This is a genomic window from Ruegeria sp. CDSA020, assembly GCF_059612345.1.
In genome coordinates, this window is record NZ_JBXWQK010000005.1 from 148,079 (window position 1) to 164,280 (window position 16,202).

The following is a 16,202-nucleotide window of genomic DNA, read 5'->3' on the forward strand; positions in this document are numbered from 1 at the left end:
ATGCGATTTCGGGTTTGGTATGGTTTAGTCTTGCGGATCTTCGGGGTAGTTTCCGGCCTCGAATATCCAGGTCATTCTTCGTCGAACGATATCTATCGTATCTGCGTCGAAATAATCGGGCACCGGAATGCCTTTTCGTCGTTCGGCCATCGACTTCTCGTGCGGCAATTCAAAGCTGTCTTCCGGCAACCCAAAGGATCGATAAATCTCTTTCAGATCTGACTGCAGGTTTTCCTTGCGGACGAACTTGTCCACGATCAGCTTGTTGTTGATCGAGACTATGTCCCAGTTATTGCCCCAGGCCTTTGACCGGATGAACTCTTTGAACTGAGCAATTTCGGTCTGCGGGTCTTCCGAGGGCAATCCTTGCTGATGTTTCCGAAAGTGGTAGTCGGATACAGCACGATCGAATGGATTTCGTACGTTGGCGATCTTTGTATAGGAATCAAAGGTCTTTGCCCCAAGATTGGCTCGAACCTGTTTCGCAGGCATATGGTTGCGCCATGCGTATTTGCGCCAGAACTGCCATTTTGGCCGGACCAAACTTGCAGTTTTCCCACGAGCACCGACAATACCGTATTTCGATACGCGGATTTGCCCATTTTCAAGCCGTGGAAGTCCGGGTTCTTCGCACAAGGGCTGAAGCGCTATCTCGGTAGAGGTTCCCGCTGTCTTTGTCGTCTTGAGGTAGACAAACTTATGCTCATGGCAAACCAAAACCATGTCAGATGGCCCCTCTGGCTACAGGGGCCGCTTGTAGAGAGTTTACGCTCAGCAGGTTCATTGAGGGACCTCTGAAGGATTGGGACCGTATTGGTTGGTGCCTGGCTGGCTGGGGCGGGTCAGCCACCATAGGACCAGGAGGGGCGACACAAACAGAACGATAAATGTCGGAATGACGATCAGCAGCGTGGCGCGGGTGAACAGGATGTCCAGATTGCCGCCATGCTGGAAATGCGAAGCGAGGCCGATACCAAAGACCATCACGGCCCCGGCGCCAAAGAACAGCAGGATCGGCAGTAACGCATACAGCCCGCTGCGCCCGGTATCATGCATCCGCCGCCAGGCGACGGCCAGATGCGGGAAGAACACGATTAGACCAACAATGCCCTGCACAGGCTGCGAAGACGTGACGGACACGGATCTGGACGTCTCGGTTTCAGTCACAGCGACTTGCGTGAAGAACTGCGCGTCGATGATCCCGGCGATGATGCTCCAGATCAGGATGAACAGGAAAAAGAACCAGTATTCAGGCCGCGAGGCACGACCCGAGAACGTGAAGTACTTGGAGAAACAGGTGCGGATGGCGTCGGAGAAGGTCATGGTTGTTGGTTGACTCATGCCTTGCCCCTAATTTTGGACCGCGCAGTCGAAAACTGACTGGCGGCGTTCAAATAGCAGAAGTGAGCTGCCGACCTGAGTATCGGAAACAAGTCTAGCGGATCCTTCAAATTGCGAGCACCAAAAATCGGCAGCTGCTTGCAACTCTTCATCGTCGACACGAATGCTCAAATAAGTAAATGAGATGCGGTCATCGCCCAATGTTTTTGTCGAGCCACCTGTGACGCCAGGAATGGCGCGAACGATGAATTGATCCATCGGTGCTTCACTAGATGCTTCGGCGCTGGCTAGGTTACCTAAGCAGGCGACCGCTACAACGAGTCCTGCCCAGCGGCATCGCCGGGCAGCGTTCGTCCACCCCGTTTTGCCGAAGGTAAACCAAAGAATTGACGGGCAGGTGCTTCGCACCCACCCGCGGTTGGGCGCCGCCCTCAGCTCATATGGGCAACAGGGAGTCACAGCTCACCCAATCGCTTCCAGCACAGCCTCACCCAGCTGCGCCGGGCTTTCGGCCACGACGATACCGGCCGAGCGCATGGCTTCGATCTTGTCCTCGGCTCCGCCTTTGCCACCGGCTACAATCGCGCCCGCGTGACCCATGCGGCGGCCCGGAGGGGCCGTGCGGCCTGCGATAAAGCCAGCGGTGGGTTTCGAGCGGCCTTTCTTGGCCTCATCCGCCAGGAACTGCGCGGCTTCTTCCTCGGCAGAACCACCAATCTCACCGATCATGATGATCGAATGGGTTTCGTCATCGGCCAGGAACCATTCCAGCACGTCGATATGCTCGGTCCCTTTGATCGGGTCGCCGCCGATGCCCACACAGGTGGACTGGCCCAGGCCTACGTCTGTTGTCTGTTTCACAGCTTCATAAGTAAGCGTACCCGAGCGGGAAACGACACCCACGCTCCCGCGTTTGTGAATGTGGCCGGGCATGATGCCGATCTTGCAGGCGTCGGGCGTGATCACACCGGGGCAGTTCGGCCCGATCAGGCGCGAGCTTGAGCCTTCCAGAGCGCGCTTGACCTTCATCATGTCCAGAACCGGGATGCCTTCGGTGATGCAGACGATCACTTCCATCTCGGCATCAATCGCTTCGAGGATCGAGTCCGCCGCAAACGGCGGCGGCACATAGATCACCGATGCGTTGGCTTCGGTCACGTGCTTGGCCTCGTGGACCGAGTTGAACACGGGCAGGTCAAGGTGGGTCATCCCGCCTTTGCCGGGGGTCACGCCGCCGACCATCTTGGTGCCATAGGCGATGGCCTGTTCAGAGTGGAATGTGCCCTGCGAGCCGGTAAAGCCCTGACAGATCACTTTGGTATTTTCGTCGATGAGGACTGCCATTTGGCGTTCTCCTATTTTTACCATTGATGGGTCAGGTGACCCTTAAGGTATTGGTTGTAGGCTCACGCCCATTCAAACTTTGATCCGTGCGCTGAAGTAGTGTTCGCCGCCGATTACACCCACGTCCCGGATGCTGATCGGACCCAAGTCGCTTTGCAAAGCGTTAAAAGTCCCATTGACCGTTGATGGATTTTCGTTGGACACAAACACAATTGAGCAGGCAGTATCGGTCAGTTTGACCGAAAGATCTTGTTTCTGATGAAAGTATGTCGTTGTTTTCGAGTTCTGGACAAATCCATTTGCCGCCGCTGCGTCTTCCAAAGCACTGCGTCCCAATTCTGCCTGACCACACAGCGCGCGGAAATACGCCGTAGCTTGTCCGGCCGAGACCGGATTGGCGCCTGGACCCGCGTTTGATGACCGCTTGATTTCTGGCGGGTTCGACGGCGACGTGCTCTCAGTTGTTGTTTGACAGGCGGCCAAGCTAAGCAGTGCGCCTGCAAACAACAGTGGCTTACTGAAAAGACCCACGAATTTACCCCTTAACCGCCTTCACGATCTTCTCGGCACCGTCTTTTAGGTTGTCCGCTGCGATCACGTCCAGGCCCGAGGTGTTGATGATCTCTTTGCCCTTCTCGACATTGGTGCCTTCCAGACGCACAACCAGCGGAACTTGCAGGCCGACCTCTTTCACCGCGGCCACAACGCCCTCAGCAATCACGTCACAGCGCATGATGCCGCCGAAGATGTTGACCAGAATGCCTTTGACCTGCGGGTCAGAGGTGATGATCTTGAACGCCTCGGTGACTTTCTCTTTGGTGGCACCGCCGCCGACGTCGAGGAAGTTGGCAGGCTCGGCCCCGTACAGCTTGATGATGTCCATCGTTGCCATCGCCAGACCGGCGCCGTTGACCATGCACCCGATCTCACCATCCAGCGCGATGTAGTTCAGGTCGTATTTGCTGGCTTCCAGTTCCTTGGGGTCTTCCTCGGTCGTGTCGCGCAGTTCTGAAATATCCGGATGGCGATACATCGCGTTGCCGTCAAAACTGACCTTGGCGTCCAGCACCTTGAGGTCGCCGCTGTCGGAGACGATCAGCGGGTTGATCTCCAGCATTTCCATGTCCTTCTCGACGAAGGCGGCATAGAGCTGGCTCATCAGTTTGACGCATTGTTTGACCTGTGCGCCCTGCAGACCCAGTGAGAATGCGATGCGGCGGCCGTGATAGGCCTGATAACCGGTGGCTGGGTCAACCGAGAAGGACAAGATTTTCTCAGGCGTGGCTGCGGCCACCTCTTCGATATCCATGCCGCCTTCGGTCGAGCAGACGAATGAGATGCGGCTGGTCTGGCGGTCTACCAACAGGGCCAGGTACAATTCCGTTTCGATGCCGGACCCTGCTTCGATATAGATGCGGTTGACCTGTTTGCCTGCGGGGCCGGTTTGATGGGTGACCAACGTGCGCCCCAGCATCTTCTTGGCTTCCTCGGCGGCCTCTTCAACCGATTTGGTCAGACGGACGCCGCCTTTTTCCCCGGCATCGGATTCCTTGAAAGACCCCTTGCCGCGGCCGCCCGCGTGGATCTGCGCTTTGACGACCCAAAGAGGTCCGTCCAACTCACCGGCTGCGGTTTTAGCTTCCTCGGCGCGCAGGACCGCGCGACCGTCGGAAACCGGGGCGCCATAGCTGCGAAGAAGCGCTTTGGCCTGATATTCGTGAATGTTCATCGAAACTGTCCCGTCTGACTACGATTGACCGATATAGGCGTGTCTAAGGGGCAAGTTTAAAGGCTTTTTTGATGTTGAGTAGGTTTTTCACGAAGATTTTCATTATTTGTGATCACAGCATTTCAGGGTGTGATCACAAAACTTGAGTCGGTATTGAGCGTTGATTCGTCGGGAAATTCACCCAATAGAATATGACGTTTTCAAGCTAGCGCTAACCTATCCGCGTCTGAGGCGGACGATACCCTTTTTCACAGACATCACCAGTTTGCGCAGTTTGCCCAACAAGCCTTTGTCAACCAGTGGTCGGACTTTTTTCGACGCGCCGGGCGTGAGCTGTGCGTCGGCTTCGATAAGGCTGTTGATATGACGTTCGAGATCGGGCCCTACCAAACCGGCGACAGTTCTAGCGCTGTCCAGCCGCTTGTCATGACGGTTGTGAAATTTGTAGTGATGCAGCAGGCGCGGGGCGCTGTGCAGAAAACCAAACATCTCGGCCTGACGATAATCGAGGAAGTTGTACTCGGGTGGCAGAACTGCCAGTCGCAACGCGCTGGCAAACAGCTTTTCGCGGATCAGCGCCTGATCTGAGGTCAGGTTTTCCGAGATGATAGTCTCTTGTACATCTCGCAGGAAATCCAGCACTGCGTCCGAAGTGCGAATTCCAACCAGCCCGCCATTGAGATGGGGGAATGCGTTGGGCAGCGGAGTTTTCCAAACACGTTGCGCATGGGCCGAGTTGCGCAAAGGGTCATGGACCATCGCGATATCAAACTGCTCCAAGACGGTGAAGATATCCGACATATCTGCCAGACAGCGCACATCGGCATCCAAATAGACCGTCTTTTCGAACCGGGACCGCACAAGGCTTTCGAACTTGGGTCGGAACCAGCTTTTGTCCAGCATGTGGATTTGGTCAAACACTTCTGTTCCCGGGATGTTTTCGAGGTCGGTGAACAGGTCGACCGCTACATCCGGCATGGCGACCTTTAACGACCGAGCCGCTGCCACCGCTGTTTCGATGTAATCCTTACCGCTTGCGGCAATCACAAATCCCTGGGGCGACATGGCAATCTTCCAAAAAATGACCCGGCCCACCAAAGGTGAGCCGGGCACTGTTTAACGGTATTAGGCGGATCAGGCCAGAGAGCTGTCGATGCCTTTACATGCTTCGATCAAACCCTTCACGGCGTTGACCGAGTTGTCGAAACCGGCCTGCTCTTCTTCGTTGAGCTTGATGTTGACGATACGCTCGATACCGCCTGCGCCGATCACGGTGGGTACGCCGACATACATGCCTTCGACACCCAGCTCTCCGTCGCAATAAGCGGCGCAGGGCAGGACGCGTTTCTGGTCTTTCAGATAGGCTTCGGCCATTTCGATTGCCGATGTGGCAGGCGCATAGAAAGCCGAACCTGTTTTCAACAGGCCAACGATTTCAGCCCCGCCGTCTCGGGTACGCTGCACGATTGCGTCCAGTTTCTCTTGTGTGGTCCAGCCCATCTCGACCAGATCGGGAAGCGGGATGCCCGCAACGGTAGAATAACGAACCGAAGGAACCATGGTGTCGCCGTGGCCACCTAGAACAAAGGCAGTGACGTCGCGCATGGACACGTTGAATTCTTCCGACAAGAAGTGGGCAAAACGGCCCGAGTCCAGAACGCCCGCCATGCCGCAGACCTTGTTGTGCGGCATGCCCGAGAATTCACGTAGAGCCCAGACCATCGCGTCCAGCGGGTTGGTGATGCAGATGACAAAAGCATCGGGCGCGTTGGCGGCGATGCCTTCACCGACCGACTTCATGACTTTCAGGTTGATGCCCAGCAGGTCATCACGGCTCATGCCTGGCTTGCGTGGGACACCTGCGGTGACGATGCAAACGTCGGCGCCTGCGATGTCCTCATAGGACTGGGTGCCTTTTAGCTTGGCGTCGAACCCTTCGGAAGGGCCGGATTCTGCGATATCCAGCGCCTTGCCTTCCGGAGTGCCCTCGGCGATGTCGAACAGCACGACGTCACCGAGTTCCTTCATTGCTGCGAGGTGGGCGAGCGTGCCGCCGATCTGACCTGCGCCGATCAGCGCGATCTTGGGTCTGGCCATTTGGAAAATCTCCGGTCGGTATTGAAATCGCGGTTTTGCTAGTCCTAAAACCGGCGCTGCGCAAGCCTTCTGCGGCGCGGCATGCCACCGCATACCGTTTGCACGTCTCCTACCGATTGCGCTAAACCGCCTGTGACTCATGCATATTTACGGGACACCGCATGTTCGAGATGGACCTGATGTTTTTTGCCGTGGCGATCCCTGCTGTGATCTTCGCCGGCATCTCGAAGGGTGGGTTCGGCTCGGGGGTGGCGTTTGCCGCATCATCGATTCTGGCACTGATCCTGACACCGGGACAGGCGCTTGCATTGATGTTGCCAATTCTGATGGTAATCGACATCGCTACGCTGGGCCCCTATTGGAAACGCTGGAACTGGCCGGATTCACGCCTGCTGATCGTGGGGGCAGTGCCCGGTGTGGCAGTGGGCGCCTGGCTGTATCGCGCCACGAATGACGACCTTCTGCGCCTGCTGATCGGAGGAATTTCAGTGGGGTTCGTGATCTGGCATGTGGCCCAGAGAAAGGGCTGGATCCGCGGCTTTGCCAATCGCCTGCCGCCATTTGCGGGAATTCTTGCGGGGTTGGTCGCCGGATTCACCAGCTTTGTCAGTCATGCGGGCGGCCCGCCCGCCGCCGTCTATCTGATATCGCAGCGTCTGTCGAAAACCGAGTTTCAGGCGAGCACTGTGCTGGTCTTCTGGGTCATCAATGTCGCTAAATTCATTCCGTATGCCTATCTGGGTCTGTTCACATGGCACACTGCGCTGGCCGACTTGTTGCTGGCTCCATTTGCCGTGCTTGGTGCATGGCTGGGTGTGCGCGCGCATTTCATGATATCCGAACGCCTGTTCTTCGGTATTGCCTACGTTTTGCTGATGCTGACCGGAACAAAACTGATCTGGGAGGCCCTGAGCTAGACATTGGGCGGTAGTGCTTCGGCCATATCTTCGTAGGACTGGCCCGAAGCCACAAGGCAGGTCATTCCATCCGGTAATGTCACAGTAATAGTCCAGCTTCCGCTTTGATCAGAGGCAAAGACTTCCATCACCGCACCTTGTCGGGCGATGCCAATGCTCTTACGCGTTTCGCCATAAGTCTCGGCCAGTCGAGTTATGACCTCGTCGCGGGGGGCGCAGCTTTGAGCCTGCACCTGCTGGGCGGCCAGAACCATGATACCCAGCCCCATTGTCATATTGAACAGCGTCTTGCTCATCGGTGAACCCTTTTGATTGCGATCTGCCAAGACGGTGACCGGTGCAGACCGAAATACGGTTAAAGGAACGCACGTTGCGTCGTTAATGCTGCGGTGCGGCAAGTTTGCGCTTGAACTTTCCTACAGAAAATGCCCCATTCTGCGCAACATTATTTCAAGAGGCCGAAGCCAATGGACCCCCGTCAGCGACCCTACCGTTCCGTATTGTACATTCCTGGTTCCAAAGACCGGGCGTTGGACAAGGCCCGCAACCTGCCTGTTGATGCGGTTATTTTTGACCTCGAAGATGCGGTCACGGCGGACGAAAAAAACAACGCGCGTGAAACGCTCGGGGCTGCCTTGGCTGCTGGCGGTTATGGAGCGCGGGTCAAGATCGTACGAATCAATGGCCTAGATACCGAATGGGGCCGGGCCGATGCCCAAGCCGTGCGGGACATGGACGTGGATGTGGTTCTGCTGCCCAAAGTGAATTCTGCCGCAGATGTGGATGCGTTGGCCGCAATAACCGGTAATCTGCCGATTTGGGCCATGATGGAGACCCCGCGCGGGATGCTGAACGCCGCCGAAATTGCCGCGCATCCGCTGATGGCGGGCTTCGTCATGGGCACCAACGATCTGGCTAAGGAATTGCAGACACGGTTCCGCCCTGACCGCCTGCCGTTGCGGACGTCGCTGGGCCTGTGCCTGTTAGCCGCCAAGGCTGAGGGGCTGATCATCGTCGATGGCGTCTATAACGCCTTCAAGGACAGCGAAGGCCTGGCGGCCGAATGCGCGCAGGGCCGCGATATGGGTTTTGACGGCAAGACCCTGATCCATCCCGCACAGGTCGATGTCACCAACGACGCCTTCGCCCCATCGGATGAGGAAATCGATCTGGCCCGCCGCCAGATCACCGCCTTTGAAGAGACCGAAGCACAAGGGCAGGGCGTCGCGGTCGTCGATGGCAAGATCGTGGAAAACCTGCACGTTGCAACCGCCCGTGAAATTCTGGCAAAAGCAGAGGCGATTTCAGCTTTGCAAGCGGGGTAAGCCAGCATGGGCTTTGTTCTTCTGATTCTTGGTGTGGCGCTCTGGTGGGCCGCACATCTGTTCAAACGCGTGATGCCGGACCAGCGCGCGGCGATGGGCAAAGGCGGTGCGGGCGCGGTGGCGCTGGCACTGCTGGCGTCAATCCTGTTGATGATCTTCGGTTATCGCATGACCGATTTCATCCCAATCTGGTCGCCGCCGACCTTTCTGATCCACGTCAACAACCTGCTGGTGCTGATCGCTATCTATATGATGAGCCCTGCAGGCCAAAAGGGTCGTCTGCTGAACAAGCTGCGTCACCCGATGCTGGGCGGCATGAAGCTCTGGGCCTTTGCGCATTTGCTGGTCAATGGTGATCTGGCCTCAATCGTCCTGTTCGGCGGCTTGCTGGCCTGGGCGGTGGTCGAAGTGATCGTGATCAACAAATCCGAGCCGGACTGGACACCGGGCGAGCCGGGCACTTACGGCAAGGATGCGATGTTCTTTGTCGCGTCGATCGTTCTGCTGGGCATTATCGGCTATATTCACGGGTTGGTCGGCCCGTCGCCGTTTGGTTCATAAAGGTTTGACAACATGGCAACACTCTATCGTCTGCTGACCGAGGAAGACACCGCAGCCTTCTGTCACAAAGTGTCGGACGCGCTGGCAAAAGGGTGGGAGCTGTATGGCGACCCGTCCTATGCCTTTGACACTGCAAACAACGTGATGCGTTGTGCGCAGGCCGTGACCAAAGAGGTTGCGACCGACTATTCCCCTGAAATGAAACTGGGACAGCAATAATGGCAAAGACCAATCCGGGCCGTTTCTTCGAGGATTATTCTGTAGGGCAAGTGCTGCACCACGCGGTGCCTCGCACCGTGACCGATGGCGAACGGGCGTTGTATCATGCGCTCTATCCGGCACGTCATGCTCTGTATTCCTCGGATGAGTTCGCCCGGAATTGTGGCCTGCCGCAAAGCCCGATCGATGATCTAGCGGCGTTTCACGTGGTGTTTGGCAAGACTGTCCCTGATGTATCGCTGAATGCTGTGGCTAATCTGGGCTATGCTGAGGGGCGTTGGCTGAAGCCGGTTTATCCCGGCGATACGCTGCGGTCGGAATCCGAAGTGATTGGGGTCAAGCAGAACTCGAACGGAAAAACCGGTGTGGTGTGGGTGCGAACCCGTGGCCTGAACCAGCGCGATGAGGTGGTTATTGAGTATGTCCGCTGGGTGATGGTGCGCAAATCGAACCCTGACGCGCCCGCCCCGGACACGGTGGTGCCCGAGTTGAAACAGGTGCTGGAGCCACAGGATCTGGTAGTGCCACAAGGGCTGAACTTTTCCTCCTATGAATTTGTTCAGGCCGGTGAGGCGCATCGGTGGGGCGATTACGCGATTGGTGAAAAGATTGATCATGTGGACGGCGTCACCGTGGAAGAAGCCGAGCATATGCTGGCCACGCGGCTTTGGCAGAACACCGCCAAGGTTCATTTCGATCTGACCTTCCGCCCCGAAGGCCGTCTGATCTATGGCGGGCACGTGATCTCGATGGCGCGGACCCTGTCGTTCAACGGATTGGCAAATGCGCAGATGATCGTCGGGTTGAACGGTGGCGCCCATGCCAACCCTTGCTTCTCAGGTGATACGATTAAGGCCTGGTCAGAGGTGCTGGACAAAGCCGAAACCGGCATCCCCGGCGTTGGGGTGGTCCGGTTGCGGCTGGTTGCCACGAAGGGCGGAGAGCCATTCGAGTTGAAAAATGACGATGGCCGATATCTGCCCAACGTTCTGTTGGACCTCGACTACTGGGCTTTGATGCCAGTCTGACCCCACATTCATTTGAACGCAGCCTGCAATATTCGTGCTAGGATGCGACCATGTCTCTGCTTCGCTCTTTCGTCGCCTGTTTCTTTCTGGCCCCGACCGCCGAGGCGTGTGATCTTGCTTTGGCTCTGGCCGTTGATGTCTCGGGATCGGTGGATTCGAACGAATACCGCATACAAATGGACGGCCTGGCCGCTGGATTGCGTGACCCCATCGTCTCCGAGGCGCTCGTGCGCGGGAATGCGCGGTTGATGCTGGTCCAATGGACCGGAGCCTCTCGTCAGAAGGTGACGATCCCCTGGACACATATGGATAGCTTTGAAGCCATAGATAGTTTCGCCAGACAGGTGGCTGCGGATGCTAGAGTCTGGCGCAATTTTTCGACTGCAATCGGTGAGGCGCTTGAGACCACAATGTCCAGTTTCAGCGAGGTAACCGAATGCAAACGGCACCTGATTGATATCTCGGGTGATGGGGTTTCCAACGAAGGGGTTGAACCGTCCGAGATTCACGATGTGTTGCGTGGGAAAGGTGTCACGGTAAATGCCATCGCCATCGAGGAAAGCGAACCCGACTTGACGGCCTATTTCTTTGAGAACGTCATTGTAGGTGAGGGAGCGTTTGTCGTTTCGGCGGCCGGGTTCGAGGATTATCCGGCCCGCATCCGAAAGAAACTGTTGCGGGAAGTGACCGAGCAAACGGCCGGTCTGAAATAAGTGTGGCAGGGATTCGGAGCTGCAGGCGCTAACATCTGTTTCGTCTTATTTGATTTGTGATCACAAGAATATTTTGTGTGATCACTTTATCGCTTAATCTGTCATTTTGCGCGAATTCTGAGCTTTTTTGCAGCTGCAGCACGTGACAGTGTCGCAAAAACCAGTAAAACCTTCGGAAGCCAACCGAAAAGGAGCCGCCATGAGCGATGTAAATCGGGGCAACCGCCCGCTCTCACCGCATATCCGCATCTACCGCCCACAGATGACGTCTCTGTCGTCGATCATGGTTCGGATGACTGGATTGGCCGTGTTCGCAATCGCAGCACTTGTGGTGTGGTGGCTGTTGGCGGCGGCAACCTCCGAGGCGGCCTTTGCAGGCATAGACGGGTTTCTGCGCAGCTGGTTCGGTGATCTTGTCATGACCGGAGCGGCCTGGGGTTTGTGGTACCACACATTGGGCCGGTTGCGTCATGTCTTTTGGGATTTCGGCTACTGCCTGGATGTTGATCTCTCTGAAAAGCTGGGATGGGGCATGTTCGTTGGTGCCACGATCCTGACCATCATCACCGTTCTTGTGGTTTAAGGAGACGTTCGATGCGATACCTGACTGACCGTAAACGCGCCGAGGGTCTGGGAGCGGGCAAATCCGGAACCCAAACACATTGGAACACAATGGTCCGGGCCATGATCCTGACCGTTCTGATTCCTCTCTTCATCTTCACATTTGGTGCCGGTCTGGGCGGAACCTACGAAGAGGTTCTGGCTTATTTCAGTCGCCCCTTCCCGGCGATCGTATGCGCGCTGACACTGATCGTTGCCCTGTTGCAGCTGATGTACGAAGCGCAGGAGGCCATCGAAGACTATATCCATGGTGTCGCCGAAAAAGTGACGCTGGTTGCGATGTGGGCGTTTGGCTACACGCTGATGGTTGCGGGGCTGTTCGCCCTGGTGAAACTCGCCCTGTGATGATGCGCGGTAAGGAATAAGTACAATGACAGCAGCATATGAATATGAAACCCACGAATACGACGTTGTTGTCGTAGGCGCAGGTGGTGCAGGTCTTCGCGCAACGCTGGGTATGGCGGAACAGGGTCTGCGTACGGCATGCGTGACCAAGGTGTTCCCGACCCGCTCGCACACGGTTGCCGCGCAGGGCGGCATCGCGGCGTCGCTGTCGAATATGGGTCCTGACCACTGGCAGTGGCATATGTACGACACGGTCAAGGGCTCGGACTGGCTGGGCGACACCGACGCGATGGAATACCTCGCACGTGAGGCACCCAAGGCGGTCTATGAGCTAGAGCATTACGGTGTGCCCTTCAGCCGGACCGAGGAAGGCAAGATTTATCAGCGTCCCTTTGGCGGCCACACCACCGAATTTGGTGAAGGCCCCGCGGTTCAGCGGACCTGTGCCGCTGCTGACCGGACCGGCCACGCAATCCTGCACACGCTCTATGGTCAGTCGTTGAAAAACAATGCTGAGTTCTACATCGAATATTTCGCCATCGACCTGATCATGTCCGACGACGGACAGTGTCAGGGTGTCGTCTGCTGGAAGCTGGACGATGGCACCATGCATGTCTTCAACGCCAAGATGGTGGTGCTGGCGACCGGCGGCTATGGCCGGGCGTATTTCAGCGCCACTTCGGCCCATACCTGTACCGGTGACGGTGGCGGTATGGTGGCCCGCGCGGGTCTGGCGCTGCAGGATATGGAGTTCGTTCAATTTCACCCGACCGGCATCTACGGCTCGGGCTGTCTGATCACCGAAGGTGCGCGGGGTGAGGGCGGGTACCTGACTAATTCCGAAGGCGAACGGTTCATGGAGCGTTATGCGCCTCAGTACAAAGACCTGGCACCGCGCGACTATGTCTCGCGCTCAATGACTATGGAAATCCGCGAAGGGCGCGGTGTGGGTGCAGAGGGCGACCACATCCACCTGAACCTTAGCCACTTGCCTGCCGAGGCTTTGGCCGAGCGTCTGCCGGGTATTTCCGAAAGCGCCAAGATCTTTGCCGGTGTGGACGTGACCAAAGAGCCGATCCCGGTTCTGCCGACCGTGCATTACAACATGGGCGGTATCCCGACCAACTATTGGGGTGAAGTTCTGAACCCCACCGCCGATGATCCAACCGCTGTCGTGCCCGGCCTGATGGCTGTGGGTGAGGCGGGTTGTGCCTCGGTCCATGGGGCGAACCGTTTGGGCTCAAACTCGCTGATCGATCTGGTGGTCTTTGGCCGCGCGGCGGCGATCCGGGCCGGCAAGGTTGTGGATGCCGATAGCGCCAACCCGGTTCTGAACCAGGGGTCGGTCGACAAAGCCTTTGATCGCTTTGACACCGTCCGTAACGCCAGCGGAGCGATCCCGACCGCCGATCTGCGGCTTGAGATGCAAAAGACCATGCAGGCTGACGCGGCCGTATTCCGCACCGCCAAAACCATGGCTGAAGGCGTTGAAAAGATGACGGCGATTGCCGCCAAGATGGACGACCTGAAAGTCACCGACCGCTCGCTGGTCTGGAACAGCGATCTGATGGAAACGCTGGAACTGACCAACCTGATGCCAAGTGCGTTGGCCACCATCGTCGGTGCCGAAGCGCGCAAGGAAAGCCGTGGTGCCCATGCGCATGAGGATTTCAGCGAACGCGACGACAAAAACTGGCGCGTTCACACGGTGTCCCGCGTGGACGGCAACAAGGTCGATCTCAGCTATCGCCCGGTGATCGTCGATCCGCTGAGCACCGAAGCAGAAGGCGGAATCAGCCTGAAGAAAATCGCGCCCAAGGCGCGGACTTTCTGATGTGATTGGGCAGTCCGCGACCAACCACCGGACTGCTCAAATTCTATGGGTAAGTAATATCTGTACTTAGCCAATCGGCTATGGCGAGATGAATGTTTCAATGTACTCATTCACATCGGCTTCAGAGATTTCCTGACGCTGTGCCAATATATCGAGAATTTTCAGGCTGACATCTGTGAACCTAAAAACACCTTCGGTTAGAATTGCCAGTCGCTTTAGTATCTGGCTGTTCAGCTCTGCAGGATCAGACAAGTCTCTGAGATAGATAATGTCCCCGTCCAGCATTTGTGTCGATTCAAAGTCCGAAAGAACTCCTGACCATTTCGATATGACCAGCCTGTTCTCGATATGCGCAAAACTATGGGGCAAAAACCCCAATTTTCTGAGAAATGTGTCAACCTCGCCAAAACCTGGCTGATTCTCGTACAATGGAAAAAACGATACTTCGGTCTGTATGGCGGCGACATTTTTCAGCGTGTTTTCCGCCGAGGTAAACACCGAAAGTTCGGCGCCCTGAATGTCAATTTTCAGAAAATCCACTGGACCCAAACCTGCGATATCATCCAGCCGCTGGGTTTGCATCTCCATACTGCCAATTTGCCTTGCAGCTTTGCGTAGGCCGCGCAGGTAAAAAAGTGTTTTTTCCCTTATTTTCAGCAAGGATGTCAAACCCGAGCCCTTGTAGATATTCAACAAGGCCGGTTTGCCGTCTCCGACTGCAAAGTTGAAATACTCTTCATTTTCACCTTTATTGCGGACGACCTCTTTCATCGTATTTTCCTGAGGTTCGAAACCGACGACATTGCAAAATTTGTTCTTTAGTAGGTCTCGGTAAGGGGCGTCATGGCGCATTGGATTGGCGCCAATATCGGCAATGCGTACAATACTGGTCAAATCCAGAAGATCGTACAAAGCAGAAATGCGGGCGCTGAAAAGATTATCCATTTCTTAGAACCGTAAGCGCTTCGGCCAACTTGCGGCTGATCCGCTCTGGCGCGCGCTCCTGAGCGAATTCGAAGCACGCCCTACGTTTTTCAGCGAGTTCTGAATCGGACATTTCCATCACCTTCATCATCATGCGGATCAGTCCTCGAGGGTTTTGTGCGGGATACAGTAGATCATGACAGGATTCCGGGGTCGTCTGCCGGTGGGGTTCAATGTCCGGGGCGACAACTGGCAAGCCGAAGGTCATGGCAAGCATTGCGGTTCCAGAGGTGAAGGTTTGTGTAGATGGCAAAACATAGGCGTGAGCTTGGGAAAACACACTCGGAATGGCCTCATCTTCTACGCGTTCGCCTATCACGGTTACGTTTGAAATGGCGTCCAGCCGTCGTACCAATCGCCGACTGGGCCGAAAGACTCGGCCGACCACTGACATATGAAAGTCGAAACCCCTGTTGGTTAGCTTCCGGATGGCGAAATGAAGCCGGTCCAACTCGCGGTTTCCGCGCATCGCGCCAAAGGTCAAAAAATGGGTCTGATCGCGTGGTTGCATCAGGCGCGCAAGCGTGATTTCGGCGCTTTCATAAACTCCTAGATAGCTTGGGTGAGGGATCAGGCAAATCTTATTTGGTTCAGCGTCATATTGGGCGATCATATGTTGTCGCGCATTTGGGGTATGGACATGGATCATATCGACCAGCTCTGCCAACTTGCGTCGCGCCGCGTGAAATCCATCGTTGCCCTCACGCGCTGAATGCGCGGCGCGATTGTGAATGGTCCAGATGACGCGACCACCGTTTGATTTATACAGCTCAAGTCCCGACACGGCATCTTGAAACAGGGCGTTGTTCGCGGGATCTTCACCATCCATGATCGGAAACAGCCTGTCATCCCATTGGATATGCAGGATTCCGTGTTCGGTCTGAAATTCTGGTTTCGCAATCTCTGCAAAGTTCAGCTGTTTCATTGCAGCTAGAGAAAACTCTGGCTCGCATGCGCTGTACATCATGTTTTGATAGGGGTTTTTGGTGCCGTAGGGAATATTCAATACTCGTGTCTGCATACGGCACTCAGCTTTTGCTTTCTCGGGTGCAGACTCCATGCACATAAGCTCAATGTAAAGGTGAAATCACCCATCTTTATTGACTGTTTTCAAGGCTAAATGGTTGGCTTTCGCACTTGCAGC

20 protein-coding genes are annotated in these 16,202 nt (G+C 56.1%); 9 read left to right on the plus strand and 11 right to left on the minus strand.

The features are described 5' to 3' along the window. Positions 1–24: 24 nt before the first annotated feature. From AC2FJW_RS10240 to mdh, 8 genes are all read right to left on the minus strand, one after another. The gene (locus AC2FJW_RS10240) at positions 25–723 is read right to left on the minus strand and encodes a sulfotransferase family 2 domain-containing protein (protein WP_282021642.1); all 699 of its coding nucleotides are present in this window, start codon (positions 721–723) and stop codon (positions 25–27) included. Between the two features lie 57 nt (positions 724–780). Then, the gene (locus tag AC2FJW_RS10245; RefSeq protein ID WP_496696592.1) at positions 781–1,323 is read right to left on the minus strand and encodes a DUF805 domain-containing protein; all 543 of its coding nucleotides are present in this window, start codon (positions 1,321–1,323) and stop codon (positions 781–783) included. Positions 1,324–1,350: 27 nt separating this feature from the next. Beyond that, positions 1,351–1,599, minus strand: a complete 249-nt coding sequence (locus AC2FJW_RS10250) for a hypothetical protein (RefSeq protein WP_496696442.1) — start codon at positions 1,597–1,599, stop codon at positions 1,351–1,353. Between the two features lie 204 nt (positions 1,600–1,803). Continuing rightward, the gene (sucD, locus tag AC2FJW_RS10255; protein ID WP_109312903.1) at positions 1,804–2,685 is read right to left on the minus strand and encodes a succinate--CoA ligase subunit alpha; all 882 of its coding nucleotides are present in this window, start codon (positions 2,683–2,685) and stop codon (positions 1,804–1,806) included. A 72-nt stretch (positions 2,686–2,757) separates the two neighbouring features. After that, positions 2,758–3,006, minus strand: coding sequence for a hypothetical protein (locus AC2FJW_RS10260; protein WP_142635474.1), 249 nt, complete (start codon positions 3,004–3,006; stop codon positions 2,758–2,760). A gap of 214 nt (positions 3,007–3,220) precedes the next feature. Then, on the minus strand, positions 3,221–4,414 hold the full coding sequence (sucC, locus tag AC2FJW_RS10265) for an ADP-forming succinate--CoA ligase subunit beta (RefSeq protein WP_496696438.1): 1,194 nt from the start codon (positions 4,412–4,414) through the stop codon (positions 3,221–3,223). A 216-nt stretch (positions 4,415–4,630) separates the two neighbouring features. Continuing rightward, positions 4,631–5,479: a putative nucleotide-diphospho-sugar transferase gene (locus tag AC2FJW_RS10270; RefSeq protein WP_496750011.1), complete on the minus strand. Its 849-nt coding sequence runs from the start codon at positions 5,477–5,479 to the stop codon at positions 4,631–4,633. A 69-nt stretch (positions 5,480–5,548) separates the two neighbouring features. Continuing rightward, complete coding sequence (mdh, locus tag AC2FJW_RS10275) at positions 5,549–6,511, minus strand: malate dehydrogenase (protein ID WP_142635480.1); 963 nt, start codon at positions 6,509–6,511, stop codon at positions 5,549–5,551. A 161-nt stretch (positions 6,512–6,672) separates the two neighbouring features. Between mdh and AC2FJW_RS10280 the strand changes: the two genes are divergently transcribed. Then, positions 6,673–7,428, plus strand: coding sequence for a sulfite exporter TauE/SafE family protein (locus tag AC2FJW_RS10280; RefSeq protein ID WP_496696434.1), 756 nt, complete (start codon positions 6,673–6,675; stop codon positions 7,426–7,428). On the opposite strand, the gene AC2FJW_RS10285 is transcribed toward AC2FJW_RS10280, so the two are convergent. Continuing rightward, a complete protein-coding gene (locus AC2FJW_RS10285) occupies positions 7,425–7,724 on the minus strand; it encodes a hypothetical protein (RefSeq protein WP_271948426.1) in 300 nt (99 codons plus the stop codon). The genes AC2FJW_RS10280 and AC2FJW_RS10285 overlap by 4 nt on opposite strands. Positions 7,725–7,895: 171 nt before the next feature. Between AC2FJW_RS10285 and AC2FJW_RS10290 the strand changes: the two genes are divergently transcribed. The 8 genes from AC2FJW_RS10290 to sdhA all read left to right on the plus strand — a co-directional run bounded on the left by AC2FJW_RS10290 (position 7,896) and on the right by sdhA (position 14,074). Next, positions 7,896–8,753 (plus strand): HpcH/HpaI aldolase/citrate lyase family protein, encoded by an 858-nt coding sequence (locus AC2FJW_RS10290; protein WP_496750012.1) that lies wholly within the window; start codon positions 7,896–7,898, stop codon positions 8,751–8,753. A gap of 6 nt (positions 8,754–8,759) precedes the next feature. After that, positions 8,760–9,314: an NnrU family protein gene (locus AC2FJW_RS10295; protein ID WP_496688977.1), complete on the plus strand. Its 555-nt coding sequence runs from the start codon at positions 8,760–8,762 to the stop codon at positions 9,312–9,314. 12 nt (positions 9,315–9,326) lie between these two features. Beyond that, positions 9,327–9,533, plus strand: coding sequence for a DUF1737 domain-containing protein (locus tag AC2FJW_RS10300; protein ID WP_142635490.1), 207 nt, complete (start codon positions 9,327–9,329; stop codon positions 9,531–9,533). Then, a complete protein-coding gene (locus AC2FJW_RS10305) occupies positions 9,533–10,561 on the plus strand; it encodes a MaoC family dehydratase (protein WP_496750013.1) in 1,029 nt (342 codons plus the stop codon). The genes AC2FJW_RS10300 and AC2FJW_RS10305 overlap by 1 nt, the downstream gene beginning before the upstream one ends. A 50-nt stretch (positions 10,562–10,611) precedes the next feature. Further along, positions 10,612–11,274 (plus strand): DUF1194 domain-containing protein, encoded by a 663-nt coding sequence (locus AC2FJW_RS10310; RefSeq protein ID WP_496750014.1) that lies wholly within the window; start codon positions 10,612–10,614, stop codon positions 11,272–11,274. 199 nt (positions 11,275–11,473) lie between these two features. Then, complete coding sequence (sdhC, locus tag AC2FJW_RS10315) at positions 11,474–11,857, plus strand: succinate dehydrogenase, cytochrome b556 subunit (protein WP_142635496.1); 384 nt, start codon at positions 11,474–11,476, stop codon at positions 11,855–11,857. A gap of 11 nt (positions 11,858–11,868) precedes the next feature. Beyond that, complete coding sequence (locus tag AC2FJW_RS10320; RefSeq protein WP_142635498.1) at positions 11,869–12,240, plus strand: succinate dehydrogenase, hydrophobic membrane anchor protein; 372 nt, start codon at positions 11,869–11,871, stop codon at positions 12,238–12,240. A 25-nt stretch (positions 12,241–12,265) separates the two neighbouring features. After that, positions 12,266–14,074: a succinate dehydrogenase flavoprotein subunit gene (sdhA, locus tag AC2FJW_RS10325; protein ID WP_496700892.1), complete on the plus strand. Its 1,809-nt coding sequence runs from the start codon at positions 12,266–12,268 to the stop codon at positions 14,072–14,074. A 78-nt stretch (positions 14,075–14,152) separates the two neighbouring features. Here the strand turns inward: sdhA and AC2FJW_RS10330 are convergent, their stop codons facing one another. Together AC2FJW_RS10330 and AC2FJW_RS10335 are read right to left on the minus strand one after the other, a co-directional pair. Further along, positions 14,153–15,019, minus strand: coding sequence for an FkbM family methyltransferase (locus tag AC2FJW_RS10330; RefSeq protein ID WP_496750015.1), 867 nt, complete (start codon positions 15,017–15,019; stop codon positions 14,153–14,155). Continuing rightward, entirely contained in the window at positions 15,012–15,983 is a 972-nt protein-coding gene (locus AC2FJW_RS10335; RefSeq protein WP_496750016.1) for a glycosyltransferase family 4 protein, read from the minus strand. Before AC2FJW_RS10335 ends, AC2FJW_RS10330 begins: the two co-directional genes overlap by 8 nt. Positions 15,984–16,202: the final 219 nt, after the last annotated feature.